This is a genomic window from Methylobacterium sp. WL119, from assembly GCF_008039875.1.
Taxonomy (GTDB): Bacteria; Pseudomonadota; Alphaproteobacteria; order Rhizobiales; family Beijerinckiaceae; genus Methylobacterium.
Genome location: NZ_VRUU01000049.1, coordinates 1 through 24,271, shown reverse-complemented (window position 1 = coordinate 24,271; position 24,271 = coordinate 1). Strand labels below are relative to the sequence as shown.

At 72.6% G+C, this 24,271-nt stretch carries 20 protein-coding genes and 2 tRNA genes; 10 read left to right on the top strand and 12 right to left on the bottom strand.

Annotated features, from left to right (window positions below):
• Positions 1–264 precede the first annotated feature (264 nt).
• The 3 genes from FV227_RS17290 (at position 265) to FV227_RS17280 (ending at position 1,646) form a co-directional block, all read left to right on the top strand.
• Complete coding sequence (locus FV227_RS17290) at positions 265–765, top strand: peptide deformylase (RefSeq protein ID WP_147726350.1); 501 nt, start codon at positions 265–267, stop codon at positions 763–765.
• Between the two features lie 125 nt (positions 766–890).
• Complete coding sequence (locus FV227_RS17285) at positions 891–1,313, top strand: hypothetical protein (protein WP_147859539.1); 423 nt, start codon at positions 891–893, stop codon at positions 1,311–1,313.
• A gap of 159 nt (positions 1,314–1,472) precedes the next feature.
• Entirely contained in the window at positions 1,473–1,646 is a 174-nt protein-coding gene (locus FV227_RS17280) for a metallothionein (RefSeq protein WP_147843076.1), read from the top strand.
• Between the two features lie 21 nt (positions 1,647–1,667).
• Here FV227_RS17280 and FV227_RS17275 read toward each other — a convergent pair whose 3' ends face one another.
• The 3 genes from FV227_RS17275 to FV227_RS17265 all read right to left on the bottom strand — a co-directional run bounded on the left by FV227_RS17275 (position 1,668) and on the right by FV227_RS17265 (position 5,064).
• On the bottom strand, positions 1,668–3,800 hold the full coding sequence (locus FV227_RS17275; RefSeq protein ID WP_147726348.1) for a TonB-dependent receptor: 2,133 nt from the start codon (positions 3,798–3,800) through the stop codon (positions 1,668–1,670).
• Positions 3,801–3,926: 126 nt separating this feature from the next.
• A complete protein-coding gene (locus tag FV227_RS17270) occupies positions 3,927–4,859 on the bottom strand; it encodes an AEC family transporter (RefSeq protein ID WP_147726347.1) in 933 nt (310 codons plus the stop codon).
• Between the two features lie 112 nt (positions 4,860–4,971).
• Positions 4,972–5,064: transfer RNA gene (locus FV227_RS17265), tRNA-Sec, on the bottom strand.
• Positions 5,065–5,210: 146 nt separating this feature from the next.
• Here FV227_RS17265 and FV227_RS17260 point away from each other — a divergent pair.
• The 5 genes from FV227_RS17260 to FV227_RS17240 all read left to right on the top strand — a co-directional run bounded on the left by FV227_RS17260 (position 5,211) and on the right by FV227_RS17240 (position 12,256).
• Entirely contained in the window at positions 5,211–7,562 is a 2,352-nt protein-coding gene (locus FV227_RS17260; RefSeq protein ID WP_147726346.1) for a PAS domain-containing sensor histidine kinase, read from the top strand.
• The gene (locus FV227_RS17255) at positions 7,559–8,929 is read left to right on the top strand and encodes a sigma-54 dependent transcriptional regulator (RefSeq protein ID WP_147726345.1); all 1,371 of its coding nucleotides are present in this window, start codon (positions 7,559–7,561) and stop codon (positions 8,927–8,929) included. Before FV227_RS17260 ends, FV227_RS17255 begins: the two co-directional genes overlap by 4 nt.
• Before the next feature lie 222 nt (positions 8,930–9,151).
• The gene (gene hfq, locus FV227_RS17250; protein WP_066925253.1) at positions 9,152–9,406 is read left to right on the top strand and encodes an RNA chaperone Hfq; all 255 of its coding nucleotides are present in this window, start codon (positions 9,152–9,154) and stop codon (positions 9,404–9,406) included.
• A 142-nt stretch (positions 9,407–9,548) separates the two neighbouring features.
• Positions 9,549–10,955, top strand: coding sequence for a GTPase HflX (hflX, locus tag FV227_RS17245; protein WP_147843072.1), 1,407 nt, complete (start codon positions 9,549–9,551; stop codon positions 10,953–10,955).
• A 26-nt stretch (positions 10,956–10,981) separates the two neighbouring features.
• Positions 10,982–12,256: an adenylate/guanylate cyclase domain-containing protein gene (locus FV227_RS17240; RefSeq protein ID WP_147859538.1), complete on the top strand. Its 1,275-nt coding sequence runs from the start codon at positions 10,982–10,984 to the stop codon at positions 12,254–12,256.
• A gap of 95 nt (positions 12,257–12,351) precedes the next feature.
• On the opposite strand, the gene FV227_RS17235 is transcribed toward FV227_RS17240, so the two are convergent.
• From FV227_RS17235 to FV227_RS17210, 6 genes are all read right to left on the bottom strand, one after another.
• On the bottom strand, positions 12,352–13,908 hold the full coding sequence (locus FV227_RS17235; RefSeq protein ID WP_147729750.1) for a SulP family inorganic anion transporter: 1,557 nt from the start codon (positions 13,906–13,908) through the stop codon (positions 12,352–12,354).
• Positions 13,909–13,919: 11 nt separating this feature from the next.
• Entirely contained in the window at positions 13,920–14,630 is a 711-nt protein-coding gene (locus FV227_RS17230) for a carbonic anhydrase (RefSeq protein WP_147730031.1), read from the bottom strand.
• A 187-nt stretch (positions 14,631–14,817) separates the two neighbouring features.
• Complete coding sequence (locus tag FV227_RS17225; protein ID WP_147729318.1) at positions 14,818–15,111, bottom strand: hypothetical protein; 294 nt, start codon at positions 15,109–15,111, stop codon at positions 14,818–14,820.
• A gap of 366 nt (positions 15,112–15,477) precedes the next feature.
• Positions 15,478–17,733: a xanthine dehydrogenase family protein molybdopterin-binding subunit gene (locus FV227_RS17220; protein WP_147729319.1), complete on the bottom strand. Its 2,256-nt coding sequence runs from the start codon at positions 17,731–17,733 to the stop codon at positions 15,478–15,480.
• On the bottom strand, positions 17,726–18,808 hold the full coding sequence (locus FV227_RS17215; RefSeq protein WP_147859537.1) for a xanthine dehydrogenase family protein subunit M: 1,083 nt from the start codon (positions 18,806–18,808) through the stop codon (positions 17,726–17,728). Before FV227_RS17215 ends, FV227_RS17220 begins: the two co-directional genes overlap by 8 nt.
• Positions 18,805–19,302 (bottom strand): (2Fe-2S)-binding protein, encoded by a 498-nt coding sequence (locus FV227_RS17210; RefSeq protein ID WP_147729860.1) that lies wholly within the window; start codon positions 19,300–19,302, stop codon positions 18,805–18,807. Before FV227_RS17210 ends, FV227_RS17215 begins: the two co-directional genes overlap by 4 nt.
• A gap of 225 nt (positions 19,303–19,527) precedes the next feature.
• On the opposite strand from FV227_RS17210, the gene FV227_RS17205 reads away from it, so the two are divergent.
• On the top strand, positions 19,528–20,673 hold the full coding sequence (locus tag FV227_RS17205; RefSeq protein WP_147729830.1) for a histidine kinase dimerization/phosphoacceptor domain -containing protein: 1,146 nt from the start codon (positions 19,528–19,530) through the stop codon (positions 20,671–20,673).
• Positions 20,674–20,806: 133 nt separating this feature from the next.
• Positions 20,807–21,319: a hypothetical protein gene (locus FV227_RS17200; protein ID WP_147859536.1), complete on the top strand. Its 513-nt coding sequence runs from the start codon at positions 20,807–20,809 to the stop codon at positions 21,317–21,319.
• Between the two features lie 289 nt (positions 21,320–21,608).
• Here FV227_RS17200 and FV227_RS17195 read toward each other — a convergent pair whose 3' ends face one another.
• The 3 genes from FV227_RS17195 to FV227_RS17185 form a co-directional block, all read right to left on the bottom strand.
• A complete protein-coding gene (locus tag FV227_RS17195; protein ID WP_147859535.1) occupies positions 21,609–23,246 on the bottom strand; it encodes a DEAD/DEAH box helicase in 1,638 nt (545 codons plus the stop codon).
• Between the two features lie 63 nt (positions 23,247–23,309).
• Positions 23,310–24,068, bottom strand: a complete 759-nt coding sequence (gene cobF / locus FV227_RS17190) for a precorrin-6A synthase (deacetylating) (protein WP_147859534.1) — start codon at positions 24,066–24,068, stop codon at positions 23,310–23,312.
• Between the two features lie 78 nt (positions 24,069–24,146).
• Positions 24,147–24,223: transfer RNA gene (locus tag FV227_RS17185), tRNA-Met, on the bottom strand.
• Positions 24,224–24,271 lie beyond the last annotated feature (48 nt).

Sequence of the window (24,271 nt, the reverse complement as noted above, 5' to 3'; positions counted from 1 at the left end):
ACTTCCTACGCGTGACGATTGCACTGCACAAGCGATTTCTCTCGATCGATCGCTGAGGTTGCCCATGGCGCGTCCCACGCCGAAGGCGGGGCGAGCCCGGCGCGACATCCCTGCGGGCGCGGGCGCGAGCCCAACGCGCCATCGTCCGCGTCGTTGCGAAGGCTCGCCGAATCGCCATCGTCCCGACGCACGGTGCGCCCCGAACGGCCGACGCGGGGGCCGGCGTGCCGCCCGCCCCACCCTCCAGCGCGAGACCCCGATCCGATGGCAGCCCGTCCGCTGATCTTCTATCCCGACCCGCGGCTGGACGTGCCGTCCGACCCCGTGACGGCCTTCGATGCCGATCTCGGCGACCTCGCCCGGGACGTGACGGAGACCCTCGATTCGGCCGCGGCCGCCGGGTTGACTGCGGCGCATCTCGGCGTGCGGCGGCGCCTCGTCGTGCTGCGCCCGGAGCCGGGCGGGCCGGCCATGGTCTACGTCAACCCCGAGATCGTCGACCGCTCGCCCGAGCGCGTCACGGCGCGGGAGGGCAGCGTCTCGATGCCGGGCGTGTCCGAGCCGGTCGAGCGGGCGGCCACGATCCGGGTGCGGTTCCAGGATCTCGACGGCGTCGCGCAGGAGGAGGCGGCCGAGGGGTTTCAGGCCGCCTGCCTCCAGCACGAGATCGACCAGCTCGACGGCATCTTCTGGATCGCCCGCCTCTCGCGCCTGCGCCGGGAGCGGGCGGTGAAGCGCTTCGCCAAGCTGCGGGCGCAACCGTGAGCGCGATCCCGTCTCGAGGCCATCCGGCCTTGGGCCGCGCCGTGCCGGCCACGCCGGCTCGATCACGGAGGCTTGACGCCGGGACAGAGGCTTGGCCCGATGCCGGCCTGCGCTTAGGAGGAGGCATGCGTCTCGCGATCCTGCTCGCCACGTCCCTGTCCGCCCTGGCCGTATCCCGGCCCGTGCAAGCCCAGGCGCCGGGCAGGCCGGCCAAGCCGGCGCCGGCCGTGCAGGGGCCGGTCTCCGCACCGGTGATCGCGTGCCCGTCGCTGGCGAACTACCGTCTCCTGCGGCGGGAAGCGCCCGACGAGGCCGCCGCGCTCGCACGCCTGGGCGATGCCAGGGCCGACCACCTCGGCTGCACGGCGTTTCCGCGGGATCGGATCGCCGCGCTCGCCGAGCACGTCGCCCTCGGCGGCGCGCAGTACGATTGCCTGGCCCTGCAGGGCACCGCGATCTGCCAGTGGACGGCGACCGGCACCGTCGACCTGCCGGTGCCGGCCAAGTCGCAGCCGAAGCCGTCGGCCGCCGACAGGGGCCGACGCTGAGGCACCGTCCGGCGCGCGCGGCGGCGATGCCGGGGACGGCGCCGGGAGCGCGTTCGCGACCGGGCCCGGCTGCGCTCGCGTCCTGGACCGGATGAACGCGCCGGTTGTAACGTTCCGGTCCCGGCCGCATTCCGCGGCGCGGATCAGGACGCGAGACCGATGGCACCGACTGACTCCGAGACCGTCCCCTGCGCCTGCCCCGACTGCGTCTGCGAGGTCGCGCCGGGCCATGGCATCGCGCGCGCGGGCAAGACCTTCTGCTGCGAGGACTGCGCCGCCGGCCACCCGGACCATGCCGGCTGCGGCCATTCGGGCTGCGCCTGCCACGGCTGAGGCCGCGGGTTCCTGAGCCGGTCAGAACCGCGCGGTCAGGAAGATCCGGACGTTGCGCCCGGCGAGCAGGATCTCGTCCTTCTTGAACGAGGCCGAGTTGCGGATGCGGTCGTCGAGCAGGTTGCGGCCGGCAAGGCCGAGCGTCACCGCGCTCGCGCCGTAGACCGCCGGGTCGAGGGGCTCGGTGTAGCTCACCTCGGCGCGCAGGTCGTCGAAGCCGGGCGTCGTCGTCTCCAGCGGCGCGACCTCGGTGTGGGCGAAGGCGTGCAGCAGGAAGACGCGGGCGTACCAGCCGTCCGCCCGCACGAACGCGCCGCCGCCGACCCGGTGGGGCGGGATCCGCGGCACGTAGGTGTCGTCGTCGAACTGCGCGCGGACGAAGTCGTACTGCGCCTCGAGGCCGGCCCAGCCGTCGCCCACCGGGATCAGGTCGAGCTGCGCGCCGATCTCGGCACCGTAGAAGGTGGCGTTGCGCTGGGAGTAGACGATCTGCTGCAGCGCGTCGTCGGAGCCGCAGGAGGCGAAGTCGTCGCCGCAGCGGGTGCCGGTCTCGCGCTTGTAGATGAAGCCGGTGTAGCGGGTGTAGTAGCCCGTCGCGTCGAGGCGCAGCGGACCTTCCGCCCGGCGGATGCTGGCCTCGACGGTGCGCGCCCGCTCCTTCTTGAGGTCGGGATCGCCGATCTCGAAGGTCGCGGTCGCGTCGTGCGCCCCGCGCGAGTACAGCTCGAAGGCGGTGGGCGCGCGCTCGACGTAGGACCCGTTCAGGCTCGCGACGAAGCCGTAGGGCAGGTCCTGCAGGGCGCCGAAGCTGAGGCTCTTGGGGGCGAACTTGCGCCGCCGCCCGAAGGCGAGCGGATCCTCGCCCTCGACCGGCAGGTAGCTCCCCGGGAACTGCGTCGCCGTGCCGGTGGAGCGGTCGCCCTCGATCCGCCCGGCGGCCTGGAAGCGCAGGCCGTGGCCGACGTTCAGCTCCTCGAACAGGTAGACGGCGTTCGAGCGGGAATCGGTCGGCGCCAGCAGGGTGCCGGCCTCGCCCGAGGTCCCGATCTCGCGCCGCCCGGCCTGGAGCCCGAGCGCCCCGGTCAACGTGCCGAGGGCGGTGAAGACCGGCACGTGCTGCAGCTCGACGCGGCCCTCGGCCTCACGGTTCTTGAAGGTCGCCTGCACCCCGTCGAGGCCGTCCTCGCCGAGGCCGATCTCCTGGTGCTTGTAGACCGAGCCCCCGGCCCAGAACCGGATCACCTCGAACGGTCCCTCGAGCGGCCGAACTTCGCCGCGCGCCAGCACCCGGTCCTGGTTCGGGTTCAGGCGCGTGCGGCTCTCGGCCGCCTCGCCGCCGGGGATCTGGTAGAGCGCGTCGTAGTGGCTGTACGAGATCCCGACGAAGCCGCGGTCGCCGATCACCGACATGCCGACCGCGCCGCCCTGCGAGCGGTTGGCGGAGTTGGCCTGGATGCCGGCGGGCGTGTCGTAGCTGTCGGCGCCGGTCCGGAAGCCGTCGGCATGGACCGCGACGTTCTCCGAGCCCGCATCGACGGTGCCGGCCACGAGCCGGCCGTTGTCGACGCTGGAATACCCGGTGGTGACCTGGCCGGCATAGCCGCGCGGCGGGATGAAGGTCGGCACGCGGTTGTTCTCGGAGGAGACCACGCCGCCGATCGCCTGGCTGCCGTAGCGCAGGGTCGCGGGCCCGCGGATCACCTCGATCCGGTCGGAGACCAGCGGGTTGATCGGCACGCCGTGGTCCTCGCCGAGCTCCGAGACGTCCTGGATGCCGACGCCGTTCTCCTGGATCCGCACCCGGCTGTTGTCGAGGCCGCGGATGATCGGCCGGCTGGCCGCGCCCGGCGCGTAGGTCGAGGCCGAGATGCCGGGCCGGTCCATCAGCGCGTCACCGAGCGTGCGCGGCTGCTCGCGGGCGATCTGGTCGCGCGTCACCACCGTCACCGGCGAGAAGGTGTCGACGGCCACCGGCAGGATGCCCGCCGGCAGGCTCGCCTCGGGCGCCGCCTTCGGCCCGGGCTGGATCGGGCTCGCCGTGGTGACGCTGAGCTCGGACAGGGCGACCGCGTCCTGCGCCCGCGCCGCACCCGGCAGCAGGCCCAGGCTCAGTCCCAACAGCGTCGCCCGGAATCTCGCTTGCCCGCTTCGCATCACGCCTCGTCACATCATGTTATAATGTTTCATTATGCGAATGTAACACAATAACAAGACAGGAATCGAACCGTGGCGCCGCTCGCGCCCCGGGCGTTGCGGTGCGGCCACAGCCGTATCCCCCGGTCAGCGGATGGCGGCGAGGTAGCCCGAGACGGTGAGGATCGAGACGATCGTCGAGACCAGCACGACGTTCGAGGTCACGGCGGCTTCGCGCCGGTAGAACTCGGCGAGCATGAACGGCCCGGTCCCGGTCGGCAAAGCCGCCATCAGCACGGCGGTGTGCAGCAGCAGCGGCGGCAGGCCGAAGGCACGCGCGAGGCCGTAGGCCAGCAGCGGATGCGCCACGAGTTTGAGCCCGACGAGCAGGGCGGTCGCGGCGACCGGGCGTTCGTCCGACACCCTCGGGCGGGCGAGGAACAGGCCGAGCGCGACGAGCGCGCACGGGGCGGCCGAGCCGCCGAGCAGCTTCAGGAAGGTCTCGGCGGGAAGCGGCACGGCCGCGCCCGAGAGCGGGACCAGCGCGCCGAGGGCGGGCGCGATCAGCAGCGGGTTGCGCACGAGCGAGCGGGCGACCTTCAGGACCAGGTCGGAGCGCCGCCCCTCGGCCTGAAGCCCGATCTCGATCAGGACGATGGCGAGCGCGAACACCACGCAGACGGTCATGATCGCGGCGATGGTGGTCGGCGCCAGCGCCGCCGGGCCGAGCGCCACCAGCGCCAGGGGAAAGCCCATGAACCCGGTGTTGGCGTAGGCCGCGTTGAGGCCGTCGATCGCCGCGTCCGCGAGCGGCAGCGGCCGGCGCAGGCGGAACGTCACGGTGGCGGCGAAGACGATCACGCTGCTCAGGCCGAACACCGCGATGAAGCCGGGCTGCCAGATCTCGGCGGCATGGGTGTGGGCGATCACGTCGAAGAGCAGCGCCGGCAGCGCCAGGTAGACGACGTAGCGGTTGAGCTCCGCCGTGGCGCCGTCGCCGAGCACGTCGAGCCGCCGCACCAGCCACCCCGCGAAGATCAGCGCGAAGATCGGCAGCACGACCATCAGGGTCGAGAACATCAGGAAAACCGCGTCCGGGACAGGTCCGTCGCGTCCTAGCCGCGACGGCCGTCCGCACCAAGGCGCGAGCCCCGTCCGGAGGGGCGCGTGGATCGATACGGGGGAGGGCGGTTGGCGGAAGCGGATGGGAATCGAACCCACCGTACGCTTTGGGCGTACCACTGGTTTTGAAGACCAGGAGGGCCACCAGACCCCGTTCGCCTCCGCCGACCGGGATAGCATCGTCCGGCCCGGGGTCCAAGCGCGCGCGGAGGCCGAAGCGTCGCGGCCGGAGCGCCGGGCCCGCGGCGCGACCGGGCGAATGCCCGATTCGTAATAATTTCGCCACACTGTGGTGGCTCTGCATCAGCCATGCCGTTTCTGCGATCCAGGACTTCGGAGGCCCCGTCGGCGAGGCCCGACGAGGGCGGTGCCTCCGTCCCCGACGCGCTGCGGGCGGGGCCGCGCGGGCCCGGCTGGATCGGCGCCGGGGTGGTCGTCACCGCCCTGATCTCGGCGATCGCCACCTTCCTGGTGCTGGCCGGCGTCATCCGCGTGACGCCGACGCCGACGATCGGCGTCACCCTGCTCGCCATCAACGTCGCCCTGGTGCTCGGGCTCGCGGTGATCATCGCCTGGGAGGCGCGGGTCTTCCTGCATGCGCGGCGCGCCAACGCGGCGGTGGCCCGGCTCCACACCCGCATCGTCGGCCTGTTCTCGCTGATCGCGATCCTGCCGACCTGCCTGCTGGCCGTCGTCGCCTCGGTGACGATCGACCGCGGCCTCTCCCTCGGCTTCACCGACCGGGTCCGCGACGTGGTGCTGAAATCCGTCGAGGTGGCCGACGCCTACCAGGAGAACCAGTGCCAGTCGCTGGCGCGCGAGATCCGCATCCTCAACGACGACCTGACGCGGGCGCGGCCGAACTTCGACGTCAACCGCGACTGGTTCGAGGGCTTCCTCACCACCCGCGCGACCAATCTCGGCCTCCCGGTCGCCCAGATCATGCGCGGGCCGAACGAGGTGGTGGCGCGCGCCAAGATCGACGTGCTCAAGACGACGCGCCTGCCCTCGGCCGCCGCCTTCGAGGACGCGGCCAAGTCCAGCGAACCGATCTGCCTGCTGCCGACCGAGGGCCGCGTCTTCGCGGCGATGTTCCGGATGCCGGCCTACGACGACGCGGTGCTGCTGGTGCAGCGCGAGGTCAACCAGCTCGCCATCGACTTCCCCGGCGTGTCGCGCGCGGCGGCGGCCGAGTACCTCACCTACGATTCGCTGCGCACCTCGATCCAGGTGACCTTCGCCTCGATCTTCGTGCTGATCGCGCTGATCGCGCTGCTCTCGGCGGTGTGGTTCGGGATGAACTTCGCCAACCGCTTCGTCGCCCCGATCCGCCGCCTGATCAACGCCGCCGACCAGGTCGCCTCGGGCAACTTCTACGCTCAAGTTCCGGCGCGGAAGACCGACGGCGACCTCGCCCATCTCGGCGAGAGCTTCAACAAGATGACGCAGGAGCTGCGCCGTCAGCATGCCGGGCTGACCGCGGCGAGCGACCTGATCGACCGCCGCCGGCGCTTCACCGAGGCCGTGCTGTCGGGGGTCTCGCCCGGCGTCGTCGGCGTCGATGCCGCTGGCTTCGTCACCATCGCGAACCCGGCCGCCGAGCGGATGCTCGATCTGGCCGACGGCGCGCTCGTCGGCCAGCGCCTGTCCGACGCGGTGCCGGAGCTCGCCCCGCTCCTGCCCGGCGCCGAGGGGCGCCAGCGCGCGCAGGCGCACCAGATCCAGCTCACGCGGGGCGGGCGCGAGCGCACCATCGCGGTGCGGGTCACCAGCGAGCAGGCGCAGGGCGGCGCGCGCGGCTTCGTGGTGACCGCCGACGACATCACCGACCTCGTCTCGGCCCAGCGCACCTCCGCCTGGGCGGACGTCGCGCGCCGCATCGCCCACGAGATCAAGAACCCGCTGACCCCGATCCAGCTCTCGGCCGAGCGCATCCGGCGCAAGTACGGCAAGGTCATCACCGCCGACAAGGAGGTGTTCGACCAGTGCACCGCGACGATCATCCGCCAGGTCGACGAGATCAAGCGCATGGTCGACGAGTTCTCCTCCTTCGCCCGGATGCCCAAGCCCGCGATCGCCGAGAACGACCTCACCGAGATCGCCAAGCAGAACCTGTTCATGATGCGGGTGGCGCACCCCGACATCGACTTCGCCTTCACCGCGCACGGCCTCGGCGGCACCGGCACGGCGGAGGCCGAGAAGATCACCGCGGCCTTCGACATCCGCCTGCTGAGCCAGGTGATCACCAACATCCTCAAGAACGCCGTCGAGGCGGTGGCCGAGGTGCCGGAGGCCGAGCTCGGCAAGGGCAAGATCGGCTTGAGCCTCACCGTCGAGGAGGGCTTCGCCACGATCGCGGTGACCGACAACGGCAAGGGATTTCCCGTCGAGGGGCGCCAGCGCCTGCTGGAGCCCTACATGACGACCCGCGAGGGCGGCACCGGCCTCGGGCTGGCGATCGTGAGCAAGGTGCTGGAAGAGCACGGCGGCGGGATCGAGCTGAACGACAACCCCGCCGGCCGCGGCGGCCAGGTGCGCATGCGCGTGCCCCGCGCGCTGTCGCCCGCGGACGACGCGGTCGCGGGCCCGGCCCGCCCCAACCCTGACGAGAAGGGCGCCGCGACGACGGCCCCCCGAGAGATTGCGGAGATGCAGCCATGAGCGCCGATATCCTGGTGGTCGACGACGAGGCCGACATCCGCGACCTGGTCGCCGGCATCCTCGACGACGAAGGCCACCGCTCGCGCACCGCGGGCAGCTCCGACGAGGCGCTCGCCGCGATCGAGGCGCGCCGCCCCCACCTCGTCTTCCTCGACATCTGGCTGCAGGGCTCGCGCCTCGACGGCCTGCAGGTGCTCGACCTGATCAAGGCGTCCCACCCGGACCTGCCGGTGGTGATGATCTCGGGCCACGGCAACATCGAGACCGCGGTCTCGGCGATCAAGGCGGGCGCCTACGACTTCATCGAGAAGCCGTTCAAGGCCGACCGGCTGATCCTGGTGGCCGAGCGCGCGCTCGAGGCCTCGCGCCTGCGGCGCGAGGTCCGCGACCTCACCGCGCGCTCCGGCACCGCCAACCGCATCGTCGGCGGCTCGGTGGCGATCAACCAGCTGCGCCAGACGCTGGACCGCGTCGCCCCGACCAACGCCCGGGTGATGATCACCGGGGCGCTGGGCTCCGGCAAGGAGCTCGCCGCGCGCGGCCTGCACAAGGCCTCGGCCCGGGCGAGCGGGCCGTTCGTGCTGCTCAACGCGGCCGCGATCCTGCCGGAGACGATGGAATCGGAGCTGTTCGGGGTCGAGGCCGGCGGCGAGCAGGGGAGGCGGGTCGGCGCGCTGGAGGAGGCGCATGGCGGCACCCTCTACCTCGACGAGGTCGCCGACATGCCGCGGGAGACGCAAGGCCGGATCCTGCGCGTCCTCGTCGACCAGAACTTCCAGCGCGTCGGCGGCACCACCCGCGTCCACGTCGACGTCCGCATCATCTCGTCCTCCTCCCGCGACCTCGCCGAGGAGATCGCCGCCGGGCGCTTCCGCGAGGACCTGTTCCACCGGCTCTCGGTGGTGCCGATCCGCGTGCCCTCGCTCTCGGAGCGCCGCGAGGACGTGCCGGAGCTGATCCAGTTCTTCATGGACAACATCTCGGCCCAGACCGGGCTGCCGCGCCGGGTCATCGGGCAGGACGCGATGGCGGTGCTGCAGTCGCACAACTGGCCGGGCAACGTGCGCCAGCTCAAGAACAACGTCGAGCGGCTGATGATCCTGACGCAGGCCGACCCGGACCAGGAGATCACCTCGGAGATGCTGCCCTCCGAGATCGGCGCCCTGGTGCCGACGACCCCGAACGGCGCCGGCGGCGAGAAGCTGATGAGCCTGGCGCTGCGCGAGGCGCGCGAGATCTTCGAGCGCGAATACCTCGTGGCGCAGATCGCCCGCTTCTCGGGAAACATCTCCCGGACCGCCGAATTCATCGGCATGGAGCGCTCGGCCCTGCACCGCAAGCTGAAGTCCCTGGGGATCGGCCCCTGAGCGCCTTGCGGGCGGATGACGGAAGCGGTGAGAAGCAACCCCCGTTCGTCGCGTGCGGAGCCGGTTCGGGTCTTGCATCGGCGCCGGAATTGAACCTGTAATGCACGATTCCGCTCCGCGGCGGGCTCCTCAAGACCAGCGCTGCGGCGGCAGGATCGATGCCGCGGATAGAACGAAAACCCGCTCCCGAAGGCGGGCGCCAAGACAACAAAGGACAAGAAGATGGCGGCCGAACGCGCACAGAACCTGCAAGACACCTTCCTCAACCATGTCCGCAAGAACAAGATTCCGTTGACGATCTTCCTCGTCAATGGCGTCAAGCTGCAGGGCGTGGTGACTTGGTTCGACAACTTCTGCGTGCTGCTTCGCCGCGACGGCCATTCCCAGCTCGTCTACAAGCACGCGATCTCGACGATCATGCCGGGCCATCCCGTGCAGCTGTTCGAGCCGGACGAGACCGCCCCCGAGAAGGCGTGACCGGGCGCTCCTGACGCGCGGCCGGCCCCGGTCCGCGCGAGCGTGTTCCGCGCCATCTTGGTTCGCCGGCCGCTCAGCCCCATCTGAGGGGTTCCGAAACGCATCACGCCGCCGCCCCGACGGGCGGCGGCTCAAGGATTCCATGACCGAGACGCTGACCTCCGGCGAGGCCCGACTGCAGGCGATGGCCGCGCCGGAAGGCGAGATCGCCGCCGCGACCCACACCCTCGTCATCGGTCCCTACCTCAGCCGCACCGCGGCCGCGTCGCCGCACGGGCCGGCGCCGGTCTCGCGCTCGACGCAGGCGCGGCTGGAGGAGGCGGTGGGGCTGGCCGCCGCGATCGAGCTCGACGTGGTCGAGGCGATCCCGCTCAGCCTCGCCCGCATCCGGCCCTCGACCTATCTCGGCAAGGGCCGCGTCGAGGAGATCGCCGGCCTGATCAAGGCGAGCGAGATCGGCCTCGTGGTGATGGATTGCGCCCTGTCGCCGGTGCAGCAGCGCAACCTCGAGAAGGAATTCGGCGCCAAGGTCATCGACCGTACCGGCCTGATCCTCGAGATCTTCGGCCGCCGCGCCTCGACGCGCGAGGGCACGCTCCAGGTCGAGCACGCCCACCTGGCCTACCAGAAGTCGCGGCTGGTGCGGTCCTGGACCCACCTGGAGCGCCAGCGCGGCGGCTTCGGCTTCCTCGGCGGCCCCGGCGAGACCCAGATCGAGGCCGACCGGCGCATGATCCAGGAGCGCATGACGCGGATCGAGCGCGACCTCGACGCCGTCACCCGCACCCGCGGCCTGCACCGGCAAAGCCGGGCGCGCGTGCCCTACCCGATCGTGGCGCTGGTCGGCTACACCAATGCCGGCAAGTCGACGCTGTTCAACGCCCTGACCAAGGCGCAGGTGGTGGCGCAGGACATGCTGTTCGCCACCCTCGACCCCACCGCCCGCGCCACCAAGCTGCCGCACGGCGAGACCGTGATCCTGTCCGACACCGTCGGCTTCATCTCCGACCTGCCGACCGCCCTGATCGCCGCCTTCCGCGCCACGCTGGAAGACGTGATCGAGGCCGACATCCTGCTCCACGTGCGCGACGTCGCCCACGTCGATTCCGAGGCGCAGGCCGAGGATGTCGGCACGGTGCTGGGCGAGCTCGGAATCGAGATGTCGGCCGACCGGATCATCGAGGTCTGGAACAAGGCGGACCTGCTCGACGAGGGCGAGCGCACGCGCCTCGCCAACCTCTCGGCCCACGACCGCAACGACCGCGACGGCGCCGCACCGGTGCTGGTCTCGTCGCTGACGGGGGAGGGGCTGTCGGCGCTGACCGCGCGGATCGAGGCGCGCATCGCCCGCGCGCGCTCGACCTTCGCGGTCATCCTCGGCCCCGAGGAGGGCGCGGCCCTGCACTGGCTCTACGAGAACGCCGAGGTGCTCGACCGGCGCATGGAGGAGGGCGGCACGCTGCACCTCGCCATCCGGATCGCGCCGGAGAAGGAGCCGCGCTTCCTCAACCGCTTCGGCGGCGCCCGCCGGCTCAGCCGGGCCGGGTAGTCCCGACCCGCGCGGGCACCCGCCTCATGCTCGACGACAGGGCCGCACAGCGCGCGCAGGACGAGAACACCGTCCTGCGGCTGATGCAGCGCGCCACCGGCGGTCGCCTGCTGGTCCTGCGCGTGGTGATCGTGCTCGTGCTGCTGATGGCGGCGCAGGTCTACGACGGCTCGCTGCACGCGCTGAGCCACTGGTTCATCCTCGGCCTCTATGCGGCGGGCTCGGTCTGGTTCGGCCGGGCCGAGCGCGGGGAGGGGCGCCACGCGGAAGGCTTCGCCTGGGCCGGCACCGGGCTGAACGCCGGGCTGGCGATCTACGTCCTCGTCGAGCACATGCTGGCGGGCGCCGCCGACGATGGCGGGGCCGCCGACGCGGTGAGCCGGCTGCCGGCCTTCCTGCTGCTGCTGCAGACCGCGCTCAGCATGCGCGTGTGGCACGCGGCCCTGTTCTCCGGCACGGTCGTCTTCGCCTGGGGCGCCGCGATCCTCGTCGGCCTCGTCAACCCGGCCGGCTTCCTCGGCCCGCATGTCGATCTCGGCGAGCAGGTGCCGGGGCTGCTGACCTTCCTGGCCGCGAGCGTCGTGGTGGTCGACGGGGTCGCGCGCCTGCGCCACGCCGCCGGCGAGGCCGTGCGCCTCGAGCACGAGCGCACGCAGCTCGCCCGCTTCGTTCCCGACGGCGTCGCGACCGAGCTCGCCCGCGACGGCGACCTCGGAACGGCACGCCGGCGCCATGCCTGCCTGCTGGCCCTCGACGTCCGCGGGTTCTCGCGCCTGAGCCGCGAGCATCCGCCCGAGGCGATGGTGCGCGCGCTGCTCGCCATCCGCGCCCTGGCGCATGCGGCCGTGACCGAGCACGACGGCATCGTCGACAAGTATGTCGGCGACGCCGTGCTGGCGCAGTTCGTGGTCGGCGGCCCGGTGGCGCAGGCCCGCGGCGCGCTGGCCTGCGCCCGCGCGATCCGCACCCGGCTGTCCGCCCTGAACCGCACCCGCGCCGAGGCCGGCGACTTCCCGCTCCGCGTCGTCGTCGCGCTCCATGCCGGCGACCTCCTCGTCGGCGTCTTCGACGACGGGCTGCGCGCCGAGTACACCGTGCTCGGCCCGGCGATGAACACCCTCGCCCGCCTCGAGACCCGCGCCAAGGCGGCCGATCTCGACGTCGCCGCCTCCGAGGATTTCCTGCGCCTCCTGGGGCCCGCCCTCCCGGACGGCGCGCGGGCGGTGCCGGTGGCGGAGGCGGGGGCCCTGCAGCCGCCCCTCTTCGCGATCGCGGATGCCGCCGTCCCGGCGGACGCGTAAGGCCGGAACGCGCGGGCTCGGGCACGCGATGAGCCGGCACCGCTCGCGCGATGCCGGCCCCGTCGTTCCGTCCCTCGTTCCCGCGTGTCCACCGCTCAGTCCTTGGACGGTGCCGCCACGGCCGCGACGAGCTTCTCGTGCGGCCGGCCGAACCCGCCGACGACCGACACCCGCGTGCCCGAGGCGGCGCGCCGTCCCGCCCAGTCCCCGATCATCTCCAGGCAGGTGTGGTCGATGTGGGCGAGGTCCTTCGTCCCGAGGCGGACCTCGCCGCCCTCGGGGGTCCGCTCCAGCGCCTCGGTGAGGTGCGGGAGCTGCAGGAAGGTGGCCGAGCCCGAGAGGCGCAGTTCCGGCACCCCCGCCACCTCCGTCGCCGCCGCGTGCTCGATCCGCAGGCGGCCCTTGCGCAGTGTAGGAATGACCTGGAGCAGGCTGAGCCCGAGCCCGACCAGCACGCCGGTGAGCAGGTCGGTGGCCACCACCATCACCATCGTCGCGAGCCAGATCGCGGCGGTGAGCCAGCCGTAGCGCGCGTGCAGGTGGACGGCGTGGTGGGGCCCGATCAGGCGCCAGCCGGTGACCACCAGGATGCCGGCGAGCGCGGCCGTCGGCACCAGCTTCAGCACCCAGGGGAGGGCGAGCAGGAAGGCGAGGATCCACGTCCCGTGCATCACCGTCGAGGCCCGCGTCGCCGCGCCGGCCTGGACGTTGGCCGAGGAGCGCACGATCACCCCGGTCATCGGCAGGCCGCCGATCAGGCCGCAGATCAGGTTGCCGACGCCCTGCGCGCCGAGCTCGCGGTTGTACTGCGTGCGCGGCCCGTCGTGCATCCGGTCGACGGCGGCCGCCGACAGCAGGCTCTCGGCGCTGGCGACGGCGGCGATGGTCAACGCCATCACGATCATCGTCGGCTCGAGCAGCCGGCCCCACTCCGCCGCCCCCGGCATCGACAGGGTGGACAGGATCGCGTCCGGGACCTCGATCCGCTTGACCGCGAGGCCGCCGAGCCCGGCGACCGCGGTGCCGGCGAGGACGCCGATCAGCGCGCCGGGCACCATCCTCATCCGCGCCGGCCGCAGGCGTTCCCAGGCGATCATCGCCGCGATGGTGGCGAGGCCGACCGTGACGGCGCCGACGCGGTTGCCCTCGCCCGTGACGAAGTCGAAGAACGCGGCCGGGATCGCCACGAGGTTGTCGAGGCCCGAGGCCAGCGGCAGGGCGTCGGTGAGCACGTGGACCTGGCCGAGCACGATCAGCAGGCCGATGCCGGCGAGCATCCCGTGCACCACCGCCGGCGAGATCGCGCGGAACCAGCCTCCGACCCGGAGCGCGCCGGAGGCGACCTGGACCGCGCCGGCGAGCACGAGCACCGGGCCGAGCATCCCGAGCCCGTGCTGGCGCACGAACTCGAACACGATGACGGCAAGCCCCGCCGCCGGCCCGCTGACCTGCAGCGGCGAGCCCGCGAGCAGTCCGACGACGATGCCGCCGACGATCCCGGTGATCAGCCCGCGCTCGGGCGGCACACCCGAGGCCAGGGCGATGCCCATGCACAGCGGCAGCGCCACGAGGAACACGACGAAGGAGGCCGGCAGGTCCCGCGCGAGGGAGGCCGGGAGGATGCGCGCGGGGGGCGTTTGGGTGGGTCGCATCGGCCCGGCCCCTACGCGGCCGCCTGCGGCGGCGCGTATTCCGGCGCCGCCATGCGCACGGCCGAGCCCTGGGCGACGGGGAAGTCGCCGGCGGAATCGAGGGCGTCGAGCGGCAGGAAGCGGCCGGCCTCGCCGTCATAGGCCAGCAGAATGCCGGTCTCGATCTCGAAGAACCAGCCGTGCAGCCGCAGCTGGCCCTTGGCGAGGCCCGCGGCCACGCTCGGGTGGGTGCGCAGGTTCGCGAGCTGGACGATCACGTTCTCCAGGGCGAGCGCCCGGTGGCGCTCCTTCGGGTCCATGTCGGCGGGATAGGCCTCGCAGACGATCCGCTCGGCCGCGTGGCTGTGCCGGAGCCAGGCGGCGACGTTGGGCATCCTCGCCAGGGCCTCGGGGCTCATCAGCCCCTTCATCGCGCCGCAATCGGAATGGCCGCAGACCACCACGTCGCGGACGCCGAGCGCCACGACGGCGTACTCGATCGCCGAGGAGACGCCGCCGGTGGCGGTCGAGAACGGCGGCACGATGTTGCCGGCGTTGCGGCAGACGAACAGCTCGCCCGGGCCGGCCTGGGTGATGTGCTCGGGCGAGACGCGGGAATCGGCGCAGGCGATGATCAGGGCCTTGGGCTGCTGCCCGTCCCTGACCAGCCGCTGGTACATCGCCTGCTGCCCCGGGAAGACCTTGTCCTGAAACTCGGAGATGCCTTGGATGATGTTGTCCACGAAGGATCCTCTTGCGCTGAAACGATGTGGGCGCCGACTCGCGGCGATCGCTGCGATGCCGGCACGGCGGGGCGCCTGCCGTCGAGCGGCGCGGCGCGGACGCGAGCGAGCCCGCGCGGTGGCGGCCGTGCGGGCTCGGATGTCGGGCGGGGCGGCGCCGGATGCCGGCGCCGGTCGGCGGATCGGATCAGCGGCGGCCGCGGGGGGCCGCGCTTCCGGACGCCCAGTGCGGCGAGACCACGTCGCGGCGCGCGACGGTGGCGCCGGGCATGTCGGAATACATCGGTGCGCCCAGAAGCTGCCCGGTGCGGTTGCGCTGCGAATGGGCGGAGCGGGGGTCGTGGTAGGGGTCGTTCACGTAGGAGCTCATGTGGCCGCCGCCGGCCGGCTGGCGGTCGCCGCCACCGCCCTCGCCGGCCCGAGCCGCGACGGGGAGGGCGAGAACGGCGGCGAAGAGCGCCGAGGCAACGATGCGCGTCATGAGATAATCCTTCCTCTCGAAGTTTTCTTCTGCAGGACATGCCGCCCTGCGCCAACGAGAAGAACATAACCAATGTCGTTCGACGAATATGTGTGCGAATGCACAAGTATAGCAAACTATATTTAATCCGTTTCTCTTTCGACTTGGGTGCGGCGGCGCACGCGGACCGTCCGCTGCGACGAACGGAGCGGGATTAGACGCTGGCCGGCACCGCCGCAGCCCTTCGGGAGCGCAGGCGACCTGCGGATCGCGGGTCGGGCCGAACGACGACGGAGGCCGCGCCGCTGAGCGACGGGCCTCCGGGAGGGCAGGGCGGTCGGGACCGGGTTCGCGCCGGCGTGGGCTGCCGGATCGCGACGGCGGGCGCTACCCGAGCAGCTTGTCCAGCGTGATCGGGATCTCGCGCACCCGGATGCCGGTGGCGTGCCAGACCGCGTTGGCGATGGCGCCGGCCGAGCCGGTGATACCGATCTCGCCGACGCCCTTGATGCCGAGCGCGTTCACGTGAGCGTCGTCCTCGTGCACCAGGATCGCCTCCATGGCCGGCGTGTCCGCGTTCACCGGCACGTGGTATTCGCCGAGGTTGTCGTTGAGGAAGCGGCCGGTGCGGGCGTCCATCGCCGCGTGCTCGTGCAGCGCGAACGACATTCCCCAGATCATCCCGCCGTAATACTGGCTTGTGACCAGGCGCGGGTTGACGATGCGGCCGGCCGCGAACGCGCCGACGAGGCGGGTGACGCGGATCTGGCCGAGATCGGGGTCGACCTTCACCTCGGCGAAGACCGCGCCGTGGGCGTGCATGGCGTAGGTCTTGGCCGCCGCCGGATCGGTCGAGGCCTTCCCGGTCGCGGTGAGGCTCGCCCGTCCGGCGCGTGCCAGGATGTCGGAATACGCCTCGCTGCGGCTCTCGTCGTCGCGCCGGAAGAGTCGTCCGTCGCGGGCGACGAATCCGGCATTGCCCGCGCCGTAGAGCGGGGAGGCGGAATCGTTGGTGGCGAGGTCGGCGAGCTGCGCGATCACCGCCTGGCCCGCCGCGTGGATCGCCCCGCCCGCGGTGGCGGTGTGGGCCGAGCCGCCGGCGATGCCGGCGTTCGGCAGGTCGGAGGAGCCCATCCGGAAGGTCAGCCTGTCGAGGCCGATCCCGAGCCCGTCGGCGGCGATCTGGCCGAGCGCGGTCCAGGCGCCCTGCCCCATGTCGTGCGCGCCGGTCTCGATCAGGCCGGTGCCGTCGGCCCGCAGCTCGGCCTTCGCCTGCGCCTCGAACATCAGCGCCGGGAAGGTCGCGGTGCCCATGCCCCAGCCGACGAGGAGGCCGTTCGCGTCGCGGGTCTGCCGCGGCGCTCTCGGCCGCGCCGACCAGCCGAAGTGCTCGGCGCCGCGGGTGTAGCACTCGCGCAGGGCCTTGGAGGAGAACGGCTTTCCGGAGATCGGCTCGACCTCGGCATAGTTCGCCAGGCGGAATTCCAGCGGGTCCATGCCGCACGCCAGCGCCATCTCGTCGATCGCGCTCTCCAGCGCGACGCTGCCCGAGGCCTCGCCGGGCGCGCGCATGAACAGCGGCGTGCCGGTGTCGACCCGCACCGCCTGGTGCCGGACCGCGATGGCCGGGCTGGCGTAGAGGGTGTGCGAGACGCCGCCGGCCGGCTCGAAGAAGTCGTCGAACCGGCTCGAGGCCGTCAGCGTCTCGTGCTCCAGCGCCGTCAGCTTGCCGGCGTCGTCGGCGCCGAGGCGGAAGCTCTGCCGGGTCTCGGCGCGGTGGCCGACCGGGCCGTACATCTGCGCGCGCGCGAGCACCAGCTTGACCGGCCGGCCGACGAGGCGCGCGGCCATGCAGGCCAGGATCTGCGGGCCCGAGATCAGGCCCTTCGAGCCGAAGCCGCCGCCGAGGAACGGGCTCTCGATCCGGATGTTCTCCGGCGCGATCCCGAACAGCCCGGCGAGGCGCCCCTGGGCCATCGACATGCCCTGGCTCGGCGTGTGCAGCGTGAGCCGGTCGCCGTCCCAGGAGGCCACCGCCGCGTGCGGCTCCATGGCGTTGTGGTACTGGGCCGGGGTCTCGTAGGTCGCCGCGATCCGCCGGCTCGCGGCGGCGAGGCCGGCCTCGACGTCGCCGTGGGTCTCCTCCGGGGGCTGGCCGACGCCGATGCCGGGGGGCGTGAACGGCGGCTCGGCGTCGAGGCCGATGCGCGGCGTCTCGGCCTCGTAGCGCGGGCTCAGCAGGCGCGCGCCCTCGGTGGCCGCCTCCAGCGTCTCGGCGATCACCACCGCGATCGGCTGGTTGGCGTAGCGGACGGCCGAATCCTGCAGCAGGTCGAGGCGGAAGATGAAGCCGTGGGGCTTGTCGTCCGGGTGCTGGGCGAGGGCGGGAGCGTTGTCCGGCGTCATCACCGCGACGACGCCCGGATGGGCCTCGGCCGCCGCCACGTCGAGATGGGTGACGCGCCCGCGGGCGATCCGGGCGACGCAGAGCGCCGCATGGAGGGTGCCGTCCGCGACGTTGTCGGCCGCGAAGGTCGCCCGGCCGGTGACCTTCAGCGGCCCGTCGCGCCGGGTCAGGGGCTGGCCCATGCTCGATCCGTGGCGGGCCCGCTGCGGCGCGGACGTCAATGCGATCTCAGCCATGGGCGGCTCCTGCCGGCGAAGGGGAGGGGACGGCGAAAGGGGCCGCGAACGGCGAGGCCGGCAGCGCCGGCAGGCGCTCCGGCGTGCCGGCGGCCGCCAGCGTCAGGGCCCGCACGAGGATGCGGCGGGCGAGCTCGATCTTGAAGACGTTGGCTTCGCCCGACGGCTTGGCCCCGGCGAGCGCCGCGTCGGCGGCCTTTCGGAACACATCCGGGTCCGGCGCCTGGCCGGCGAGCAGGTGTTCCGCCTCCCGCGCCCGCCACGGCTTCAGCGCCACCCCGCCGAGCGCGAGGCGGGCCTCGCCGATCCGGTCGCCGTTGAGGCGCAGGCCGGCCGCGGCGGAGACCACCGCGAAGGCGTAGGAGGTGCGGTCGCGGACCTTGAGGTAGCGGGCATGGGCCGAAAACCCGGCCGCCTCCGGCGGCAGGCGCACCGCGACGATCAGCTCGCCCGGCGCCAGGTCGGTCTCGCGCTCCGGCGCATCGCCGGGCAGGCGATGGAAGTCGACCAGCGCCACCGCACGCCGGCCGCCCGCGCCCTCGATCTCGACGACGGCGTCGAAGGCCGCCAGCGGCACGCAGAAATCCGATGGGTTGGTGGCGATGCAGTGCTCGCTCCAGCCGAGCACCGCGTGCAGCCGCGTCGCCCCGCCGATCGCGGCGCATCCCGAGCCCGGCGCGCGCTTGTTGCAGGGGGAGGTGGCATCCGCGAAGTACGGGCAGCGGGTACGCTGCATCAGGTTGCCGGCGGCGGTCGCGGCGTTGCGCAGCTGCGCCGAGGCGCCCGCGAGAAGCGCCTCGGCCACCGCGGGATAGGTCTTGGCGAAGCGCGGATCGTGGGCGAGGTCGCTGTTGCGCACCAGCGCGCCGATGCGCACGCCGCCGTCGTCCAGGAACTCGATCCGGTCGAGGCCGGGGAGGCGGGTGACGTCGACGAGGCGGGCCGGCGTCACGACGCCGCCCTTCATCAGGTCGAGCAGGTTGGTGCCGGCGCCGAGATAGGCCGCTCCGGGCGCCTGCGCCGCCGCGATCGCCTCGGCGACGCTGGCGGGACGGGTGTAGTCGAACAGGTTCACGCCGCGTCCTCCCGGATCGCCGCGCCGTCGCCGGCGCCCTGCGCGGCCAGCACCGCCTCACTGATGCCGGCATAGGCGCCGCAGCGGCAGAGGTTGCCGCTCATGCCTTCGCGGATCCGCTCGGGATCGGTCCCCGCCTGCCCCTCCGTGATCAGCCCGACCGCGCTCATGATCTGGCCCGGCGTGCAGAAGCCGCACTGGAAGCCGTCATGCGTGATGAACGCCGCCTGCACCGGATGCAGAGCGTCGCCGTCCGCCAGCCCCTCGATGGTGGTGACGGAGGCGCCGTCGAGGCTGACGGCGAGCGCGAGGCAGGCGTTGATCCGCCGGCCGTCGACCAGCACCGTGCAGGCGCCGCACTGGCCGCGGTCGCAGCCCTTCTTCGATCCGGTGAGATGGAGGCGCTCGCGCAGCAGGTCGAGCAGGGTCACGCGGGGATCCTCCAAGAGGACCTCGCGCACCGTGCCGTTCACGGTGAGCCTGAGAGGTATCATGCGATCTCCGGGCATGGCGCAGCTGGGATGGCGCAGCTTGGAATGAAACCAGATAGGATCGTGCGGTGCGAAGGCCAGGGGACGGACCTTCGCGCGGCGAGGGCAGGGGGCGCGGCAGCGCGCAGGGCGGGGGCAGGGAAGGGGGCGCGAACGGGAACGGCGCGGGCAGGGCGGTCCGCAACGCGCGTCGCCTCCCGCACCCATCCCTGCTACCCTCCCCGCGTCATGAGCGATCACCATCCGGACCTGAGCTACCGCCTCCGCCAGCAGGCGATCCTGTCCGAGTTCGGCGTCGAGGCCCTGCGCGGCGAGGACGTCGACGCGCTGCTGCAGCGGGCGACCGAACTCTGCGCCGAGGGCATGGGCGCCGAGTTCTGCAAGGCGCTGGAGCACCTGCACGACGAGGACATGCTGCTGGTGCGCGCCGGCGTCGGCTGGGGACCGAACGTCGTCGGCCACGCCCGCGTCGGCGCCGACCTCGCCTCGCCCGCGGGCTTCGCCCTCAAGACCGGCCGGCCGGTGATCTCCAACCACCTCGAGAACGAGAACCGCTTCCGCACGCCGCAGATCATGGCCGAGCACGGCATCCGCCGGGCGATCAACGTGCTGATCGAGAACCGCGAAGGCGCCTTCGGGGTGCTCGAGGTCGACGATACCCGCGAGGGCATGTTCACCGAGGCCGACATCGCCTTCATGCAGGGCTTCGCCAACCTGCTCGGCGGCGCGATCGAGCGGCAGCGCACGGAGGGGCTGCTCAAGCAGGCGCTGGCGCGGCAGGACCTGCTCGTCCGTGAGATGAGCCACCGGGTGAAGAACAGCCTGGCCATCGTCGCGAGCCTGCTCGCGCTGCAGGCGCGCAACGCCGACGACCCGGCCGTGCGCGACGCCCTGATCGACGCCCGCACCCGGGTCGAGGCCATCGCCGGGGTCCACGACCAGCTCTGGCGCCAGGGCGACACCACGCCGGGCGAGATCGACCTCGCGCAGTTCCTGGAGACGTTGACGGCCAACCTGCAGAGCAGCGCGCCGAACCACCGCATCCGCTGCAGCGCCGAGCCGCTGCGGGTCTCGGCCGACCGGGCGATCCCGATGGGATTGATGGTCAACGAGCTCGTCACCAACGCGATCAAGTACGCCTATCCCGACAGGGCCGGGGAGGTGCGCGTGGGCGCCGCCTGCACCGGCGCGGCGCTCGTCCTCGACGTGTCGGACGACGGCGTCGGCCTGCCGGCGGATTTCGACATCGGCCGGGCCTCGGGCAGCCTGGGCATGCGCGTGATCGCGAACCTCGCCCGCCAGCTCGACGCCCGGATCGCGACGCCGCGCGGGCAGGGCGCCCGCTTCCACATCGAGATCCCGCTGGAGGCGTGAGACCGGTTCCGGCACGGTGGGCGCCGGAGGGCGCTGCGCGACCGCACGAAGATTTGCATCGGGCCGGCCGGTCATGCGTCATGCGCCGGACGCTGGCGCACCCTACGCTGCAGGCCGGATACGAGGAGATGCCATGCCCCGCTTCCCGGTCTTGTCGCGCGTCCCGGCCATGCCCCGCTTGCCGATCGCCGCGCTCGCGGCCCTGTGTCTCGCCGCTCCCGCCTGCACGCGCCCGGCCCTCGCCACGCCGGCCGATCCGATTCCGCCGACCACGCTGACGCCGCCCGCGCCGCCCACGCCTCCGCCGCCGGCCGCGTTCCCGCTGATGCGGGTGGTGCCGAAGGGCGAGGCCCGCACCATCGCGTTCTTCGCCTCGCTGTTCCCGGACTGCTCCTCGCAGGGCCCGGTGGTGATCCGTACCCTGGAGCAGCCCCGGCACGGCTCGATCGAGCTGGCGCAGACGGATTCGTTTCCCCGTTACGGCGTGGGATCGGCGCTGGCAGCCTGCAACGCCCGCAAGGTGCCGGGCTTGAAGCTGACCTACACCTCGGAGGAGGGGTTCGAGGGGCTCGACACCTTCCGCATCTTCGTCATCAACGCCGACGGCACCGGCTACGAGTCCGACGTGCGCGTCACGGTGCGCTGACCGCACTCGATTCCGGCCGCCGACCGCCCGGGATCGCCTGCGGAAACACGCCCCTAAAGGGCACATCCGTTATTCGCATAAGGTATATTATGGAACATGAAAGGCTGATGTCCCCGGGGCGAGGGGGCTTCGGCCGGTCCCGAACCAGCTGGCATGCCAGCATCCGGCAGGATCGCCTTCACGGCCTCGGCGATCCGGGCCCAGCGGATCCAGGCTCGCGTCGTCCCGGGCGAGGGCGCTCCGAGCCCCCTGCCCTCTACGCTTGCCCCGGGTCACGAACGCCCTCGCATCAGGCGGCCAGCGCATCGGCCAGGCGGCGGACATCGGAGACGATGCGTCCGTCGGGGAAGCGGCAGGCCACCTCCTCCGAGGCCCGGCCGCTCGGGCGGATGCGGATCGCCGCCGGACACACCAGCTCGTCGCGGCGGTCCAGGGCTTCGGCGGCATCCATCGGCGCCGCGCGGCCGCCGCCGAGCCCGCGCCACCACTGCACCGCCTTGTCGCGGGCAAAGCCCGTCCGCTCCAGAGCGAGCCGGATGCGATGGGCGCCGTCGGAGCAGCGCAGCACGATGTCGAGGCCGTCCGCCCCGCGCTCGAAGCGCCAATCCGAGACCGGCCGCCAGCCGTCCGCGCGCTCGGACAGGATCGGCAATTCGTCGTCGGCCGCGGCCTCGTGCTTGGCGGACGCCGCGTCGTCCTCCGGTTCGATCCAGCAAGGCTCGCAGGTCGAGGCGTTGAGCGCGATCAGCGCGCCGCAGCCGGGGCAGGGCTTGGCCCGCGCCAGCCCTTCCCTGCCCTTCACCGCGGCGGCGGTGCGGGCGGTGACCACGTCCACCGGGCCGTGCATCCGCACCAGGCCGGCATAGTCGAGGATCAGCGCGTCGCGCTTGCCGGGCGCGTTGCGGAGCGCGCGCCCGACCTGCTGCACGTAGAGCCCGGTGCTCTGGGTCGGCCGGAGCAGGGCGATGAGGTCGACCTCCGGCACGTTGAAGCCGGTGGCGAGCACGCCGACGGAGGTCAGGCAGCGGATCCGCCCGGCGCGGAAGGCCGCCACGATCCGGTCGCGCTCGCGCCGCGGGGTCTCGCCGGAGATCGTCTCGCAGGAATGGCCCTCCGCGCGGATCGCGTCGCGCACCGCGTCCGCGTGGCTGAGCCCGGCACAGAAGGCGAGCCAGGCCCGGCGCTCGCGGCCGTAGCCGACCATCTCCTCGACCGCGGCGCGGGTGATCCAGTCGCGGTTGACCGCCGCTTCGAGCTGGCTCGGGATGTAGTCGCCGCCGCGCTTGCCCACGCCGGCGACGTCGAGGGCGGTCAGCGTCGCCTTGGACAGGAGCGGGCAGAGATAGCCCTGCCCGATCAGGTCGCCGGCATCGACCTCGTAGACGATGCCCTCGAAGATCCGGCCCGCGCCTTCGTCGAGGCGTCCGCTGTCGAGCCGATAGGGCGTCGCGGTGAAGCCGACGACGCGAAGCTCCGGCCGCAGCGCCCGCAGGCCGGCGAGGAAGCGGCCGTAGCGGGTCTCGGCCGAGCGCGGGATCAGGTGCGCCTCGTCCACGATGACCAGATCGCGCGGGCCGATCGCGTCGAGCCGGTCGGCGACGGATTGGATGCCGCAGACCAGCACCTGCGCCCCCGCCTCCCGCCGCCCGAGCCCGGCGGAGAAGATCCCGGCCGGCGCCTCCGGCCAGTAGCCGGTGAGCTCGGAGAAGTTCTGGGCGATCAGCTCCCGGCTGTGGGTGACGACGACGATGCGGGCGAGGGGATCCGCCTGCAGCGTCTCCCGCGCGAGCGCCGCGATCACCAGCGCCTTGCCCGCGCCGGTCGGCAGCACGATCAGGCCGTCGCGCAGGGGCTGCCCCCCTGCCCCGCTCCAGGCGGCGGCAAGCGCGTCGAGGCTGGCACGCTGGTAGGGTCGCAAGGTCAGCATGGCGCATGCTCTACCGCAGCCGGGCGGACGCGTCCGTGGCCCGTTCGCCGCGCCCGGCTGGGATCAGGGCGTCTCGGGCGGTTGCAGCAGGTAGACGTCCATGATCCAGCCGTGGCGGGCGCGTGCCGCGGCGCGCTGCCGGCGGATCTCCGGCCCGACGGTGCCGAGCCGCCCGACGATCAGGAGCTCGTCCGGCGAGCCGAGATAGGCACCCCAGTGGATCGTCAGCTCGGGATCGAGATGGTCGAAGCGCGGGTCGGCGTCGAGCATCACCACGACGCTGCCGACGCCCGGCGGCAGGCCATCGGCGATCGCGCGGCCCGTGGTGATGTGGACGGCCCCGCTGATCCGGTTCAGCGGGATGCGGTGGGCGGCCGCCAGCATCTGCACGCTGGAGATGCCGGGGATCACCGTATAGGCAAAGGCTCGGGCATCGCGGGCGAGGATGCGCTCGAGGATGCGCAGGGTGCTGTCGTAGAGCGCCGGATCGCCCCAGACCAGGAAGGCGCCGACCTCCCCTGCCCCGAGATTCGTCGCGATCAGGCCGCCGAGGAGGTCGGCCCGGGCGGCGTGCCAGGCCTCGACGGTGGCAGCGTAGTCCGCCGGCCGGCGCTCGCGCGGGGGATCCTGCGCCACGACCAGGCGATACGCCTTGCGGATGTGCCGGGCGCAGATCGTTCGGCGCAGGGCGACGAGGTCGTCCGTGTCGGCGCCCTTGTCGAGGACGAACACCGCGTCGACGTCGGCCAGGGCCCGCACCGCCTGGAGGGTGAGGTGCTCCGGATCGCCGGTCCCGATGCCGATGACGCGCAGGGTTCGCATGAGGCTTGACGAAGCTCGTTGACCGCGCACGACGAAGCCCGCGCCGTCGTGTCGGACGGCGCGGGCTTCATGCTGATTTGGTTGCGGGGACAGGATTTGAACCTGTGACCTTCAGGTTATGAGCCTGACGAGCTACCGGGCTGCTCCACCCCGCGCCAGGGTGCGTGCTGGTCCTCATGTGTGGACCGGCACGTTCGGCGATC

Coding starts and splice junctions, on each gene's coding strand:
- FV227_RS17290 (WP_147726350.1), top strand. CDS start 265: ATGGCAGCCCGTCCGCTGATCTTCTATCCCGACCCGCGGCTGGACGTG.
- FV227_RS17285 (WP_147859539.1), top strand. CDS start 891: ATGCGTCTCGCGATCCTGCTCGCCACGTCCCTGTCCGCCCTGGCCGTA.
- FV227_RS17280 (WP_147843076.1), top strand. CDS start 1,473: ATGGCACCGACTGACTCCGAGACCGTCCCCTGCGCCTGCCCCGACTGC.
- FV227_RS17275 (WP_147726348.1), bottom strand. CDS start 3,800: ATGCGAAGCGGGCAAGCGAGATTCCGGGCGACGCTGTTGGGACTGAGC.
- FV227_RS17270 (WP_147726347.1), bottom strand. CDS start 4,859: ATGTTCTCGACCCTGATGGTCGTGCTGCCGATCTTCGCGCTGATCTTC.
- FV227_RS17260 (WP_147726346.1), top strand. CDS start 5,211: ATGCCGTTTCTGCGATCCAGGACTTCGGAGGCCCCGTCGGCGAGGCCC.
- FV227_RS17255 (WP_147726345.1), top strand. CDS start 7,559: ATGAGCGCCGATATCCTGGTGGTCGACGACGAGGCCGACATCCGCGAC.
- hfq (WP_066925253.1), top strand. CDS start 9,152: ATGGCGGCCGAACGCGCACAGAACCTGCAAGACACCTTCCTCAACCAT.
- hflX (WP_147843072.1), top strand. CDS start 9,549: ATGACCGAGACGCTGACCTCCGGCGAGGCCCGACTGCAGGCGATGGCC.
- FV227_RS17240 (WP_147859538.1), top strand. CDS start 10,982: ATGCTCGACGACAGGGCCGCACAGCGCGCGCAGGACGAGAACACCGTC.
- FV227_RS17235 (WP_147729750.1), bottom strand. CDS start 13,908: ATGCGACCCACCCAAACGCCCCCCGCGCGCATCCTCCCGGCCTCCCTC.
- FV227_RS17225 (WP_147729318.1), bottom strand. CDS start 15,111: ATGACGCGCATCGTTGCCTCGGCGCTCTTCGCCGCCGTTCTCGCCCTC.
- FV227_RS17220 (WP_147729319.1), bottom strand. CDS start 17,733: ATGGCTGAGATCGCATTGACGTCCGCGCCGCAGCGGGCCCGCCACGGA.
- FV227_RS17210 (WP_147729860.1), bottom strand. CDS start 19,302: ATGATACCTCTCAGGCTCACCGTGAACGGCACGGTGCGCGAGGTCCTC.
- FV227_RS17205 (WP_147729830.1), top strand. CDS start 19,528: ATGAGCGATCACCATCCGGACCTGAGCTACCGCCTCCGCCAGCAGGCG.
- FV227_RS17200 (WP_147859536.1), top strand. CDS start 20,807: ATGCCCCGCTTCCCGGTCTTGTCGCGCGTCCCGGCCATGCCCCGCTTG.
- FV227_RS17195 (WP_147859535.1), bottom strand. CDS start 23,246: ATGCTGACCTTGCGACCCTACCAGCGTGCCAGCCTCGACGCGCTTGCC.
- cobF (WP_147859534.1), bottom strand. CDS start 24,068: ATGCGAACCCTGCGCGTCATCGGCATCGGGACCGGCGATCCGGAGCAC.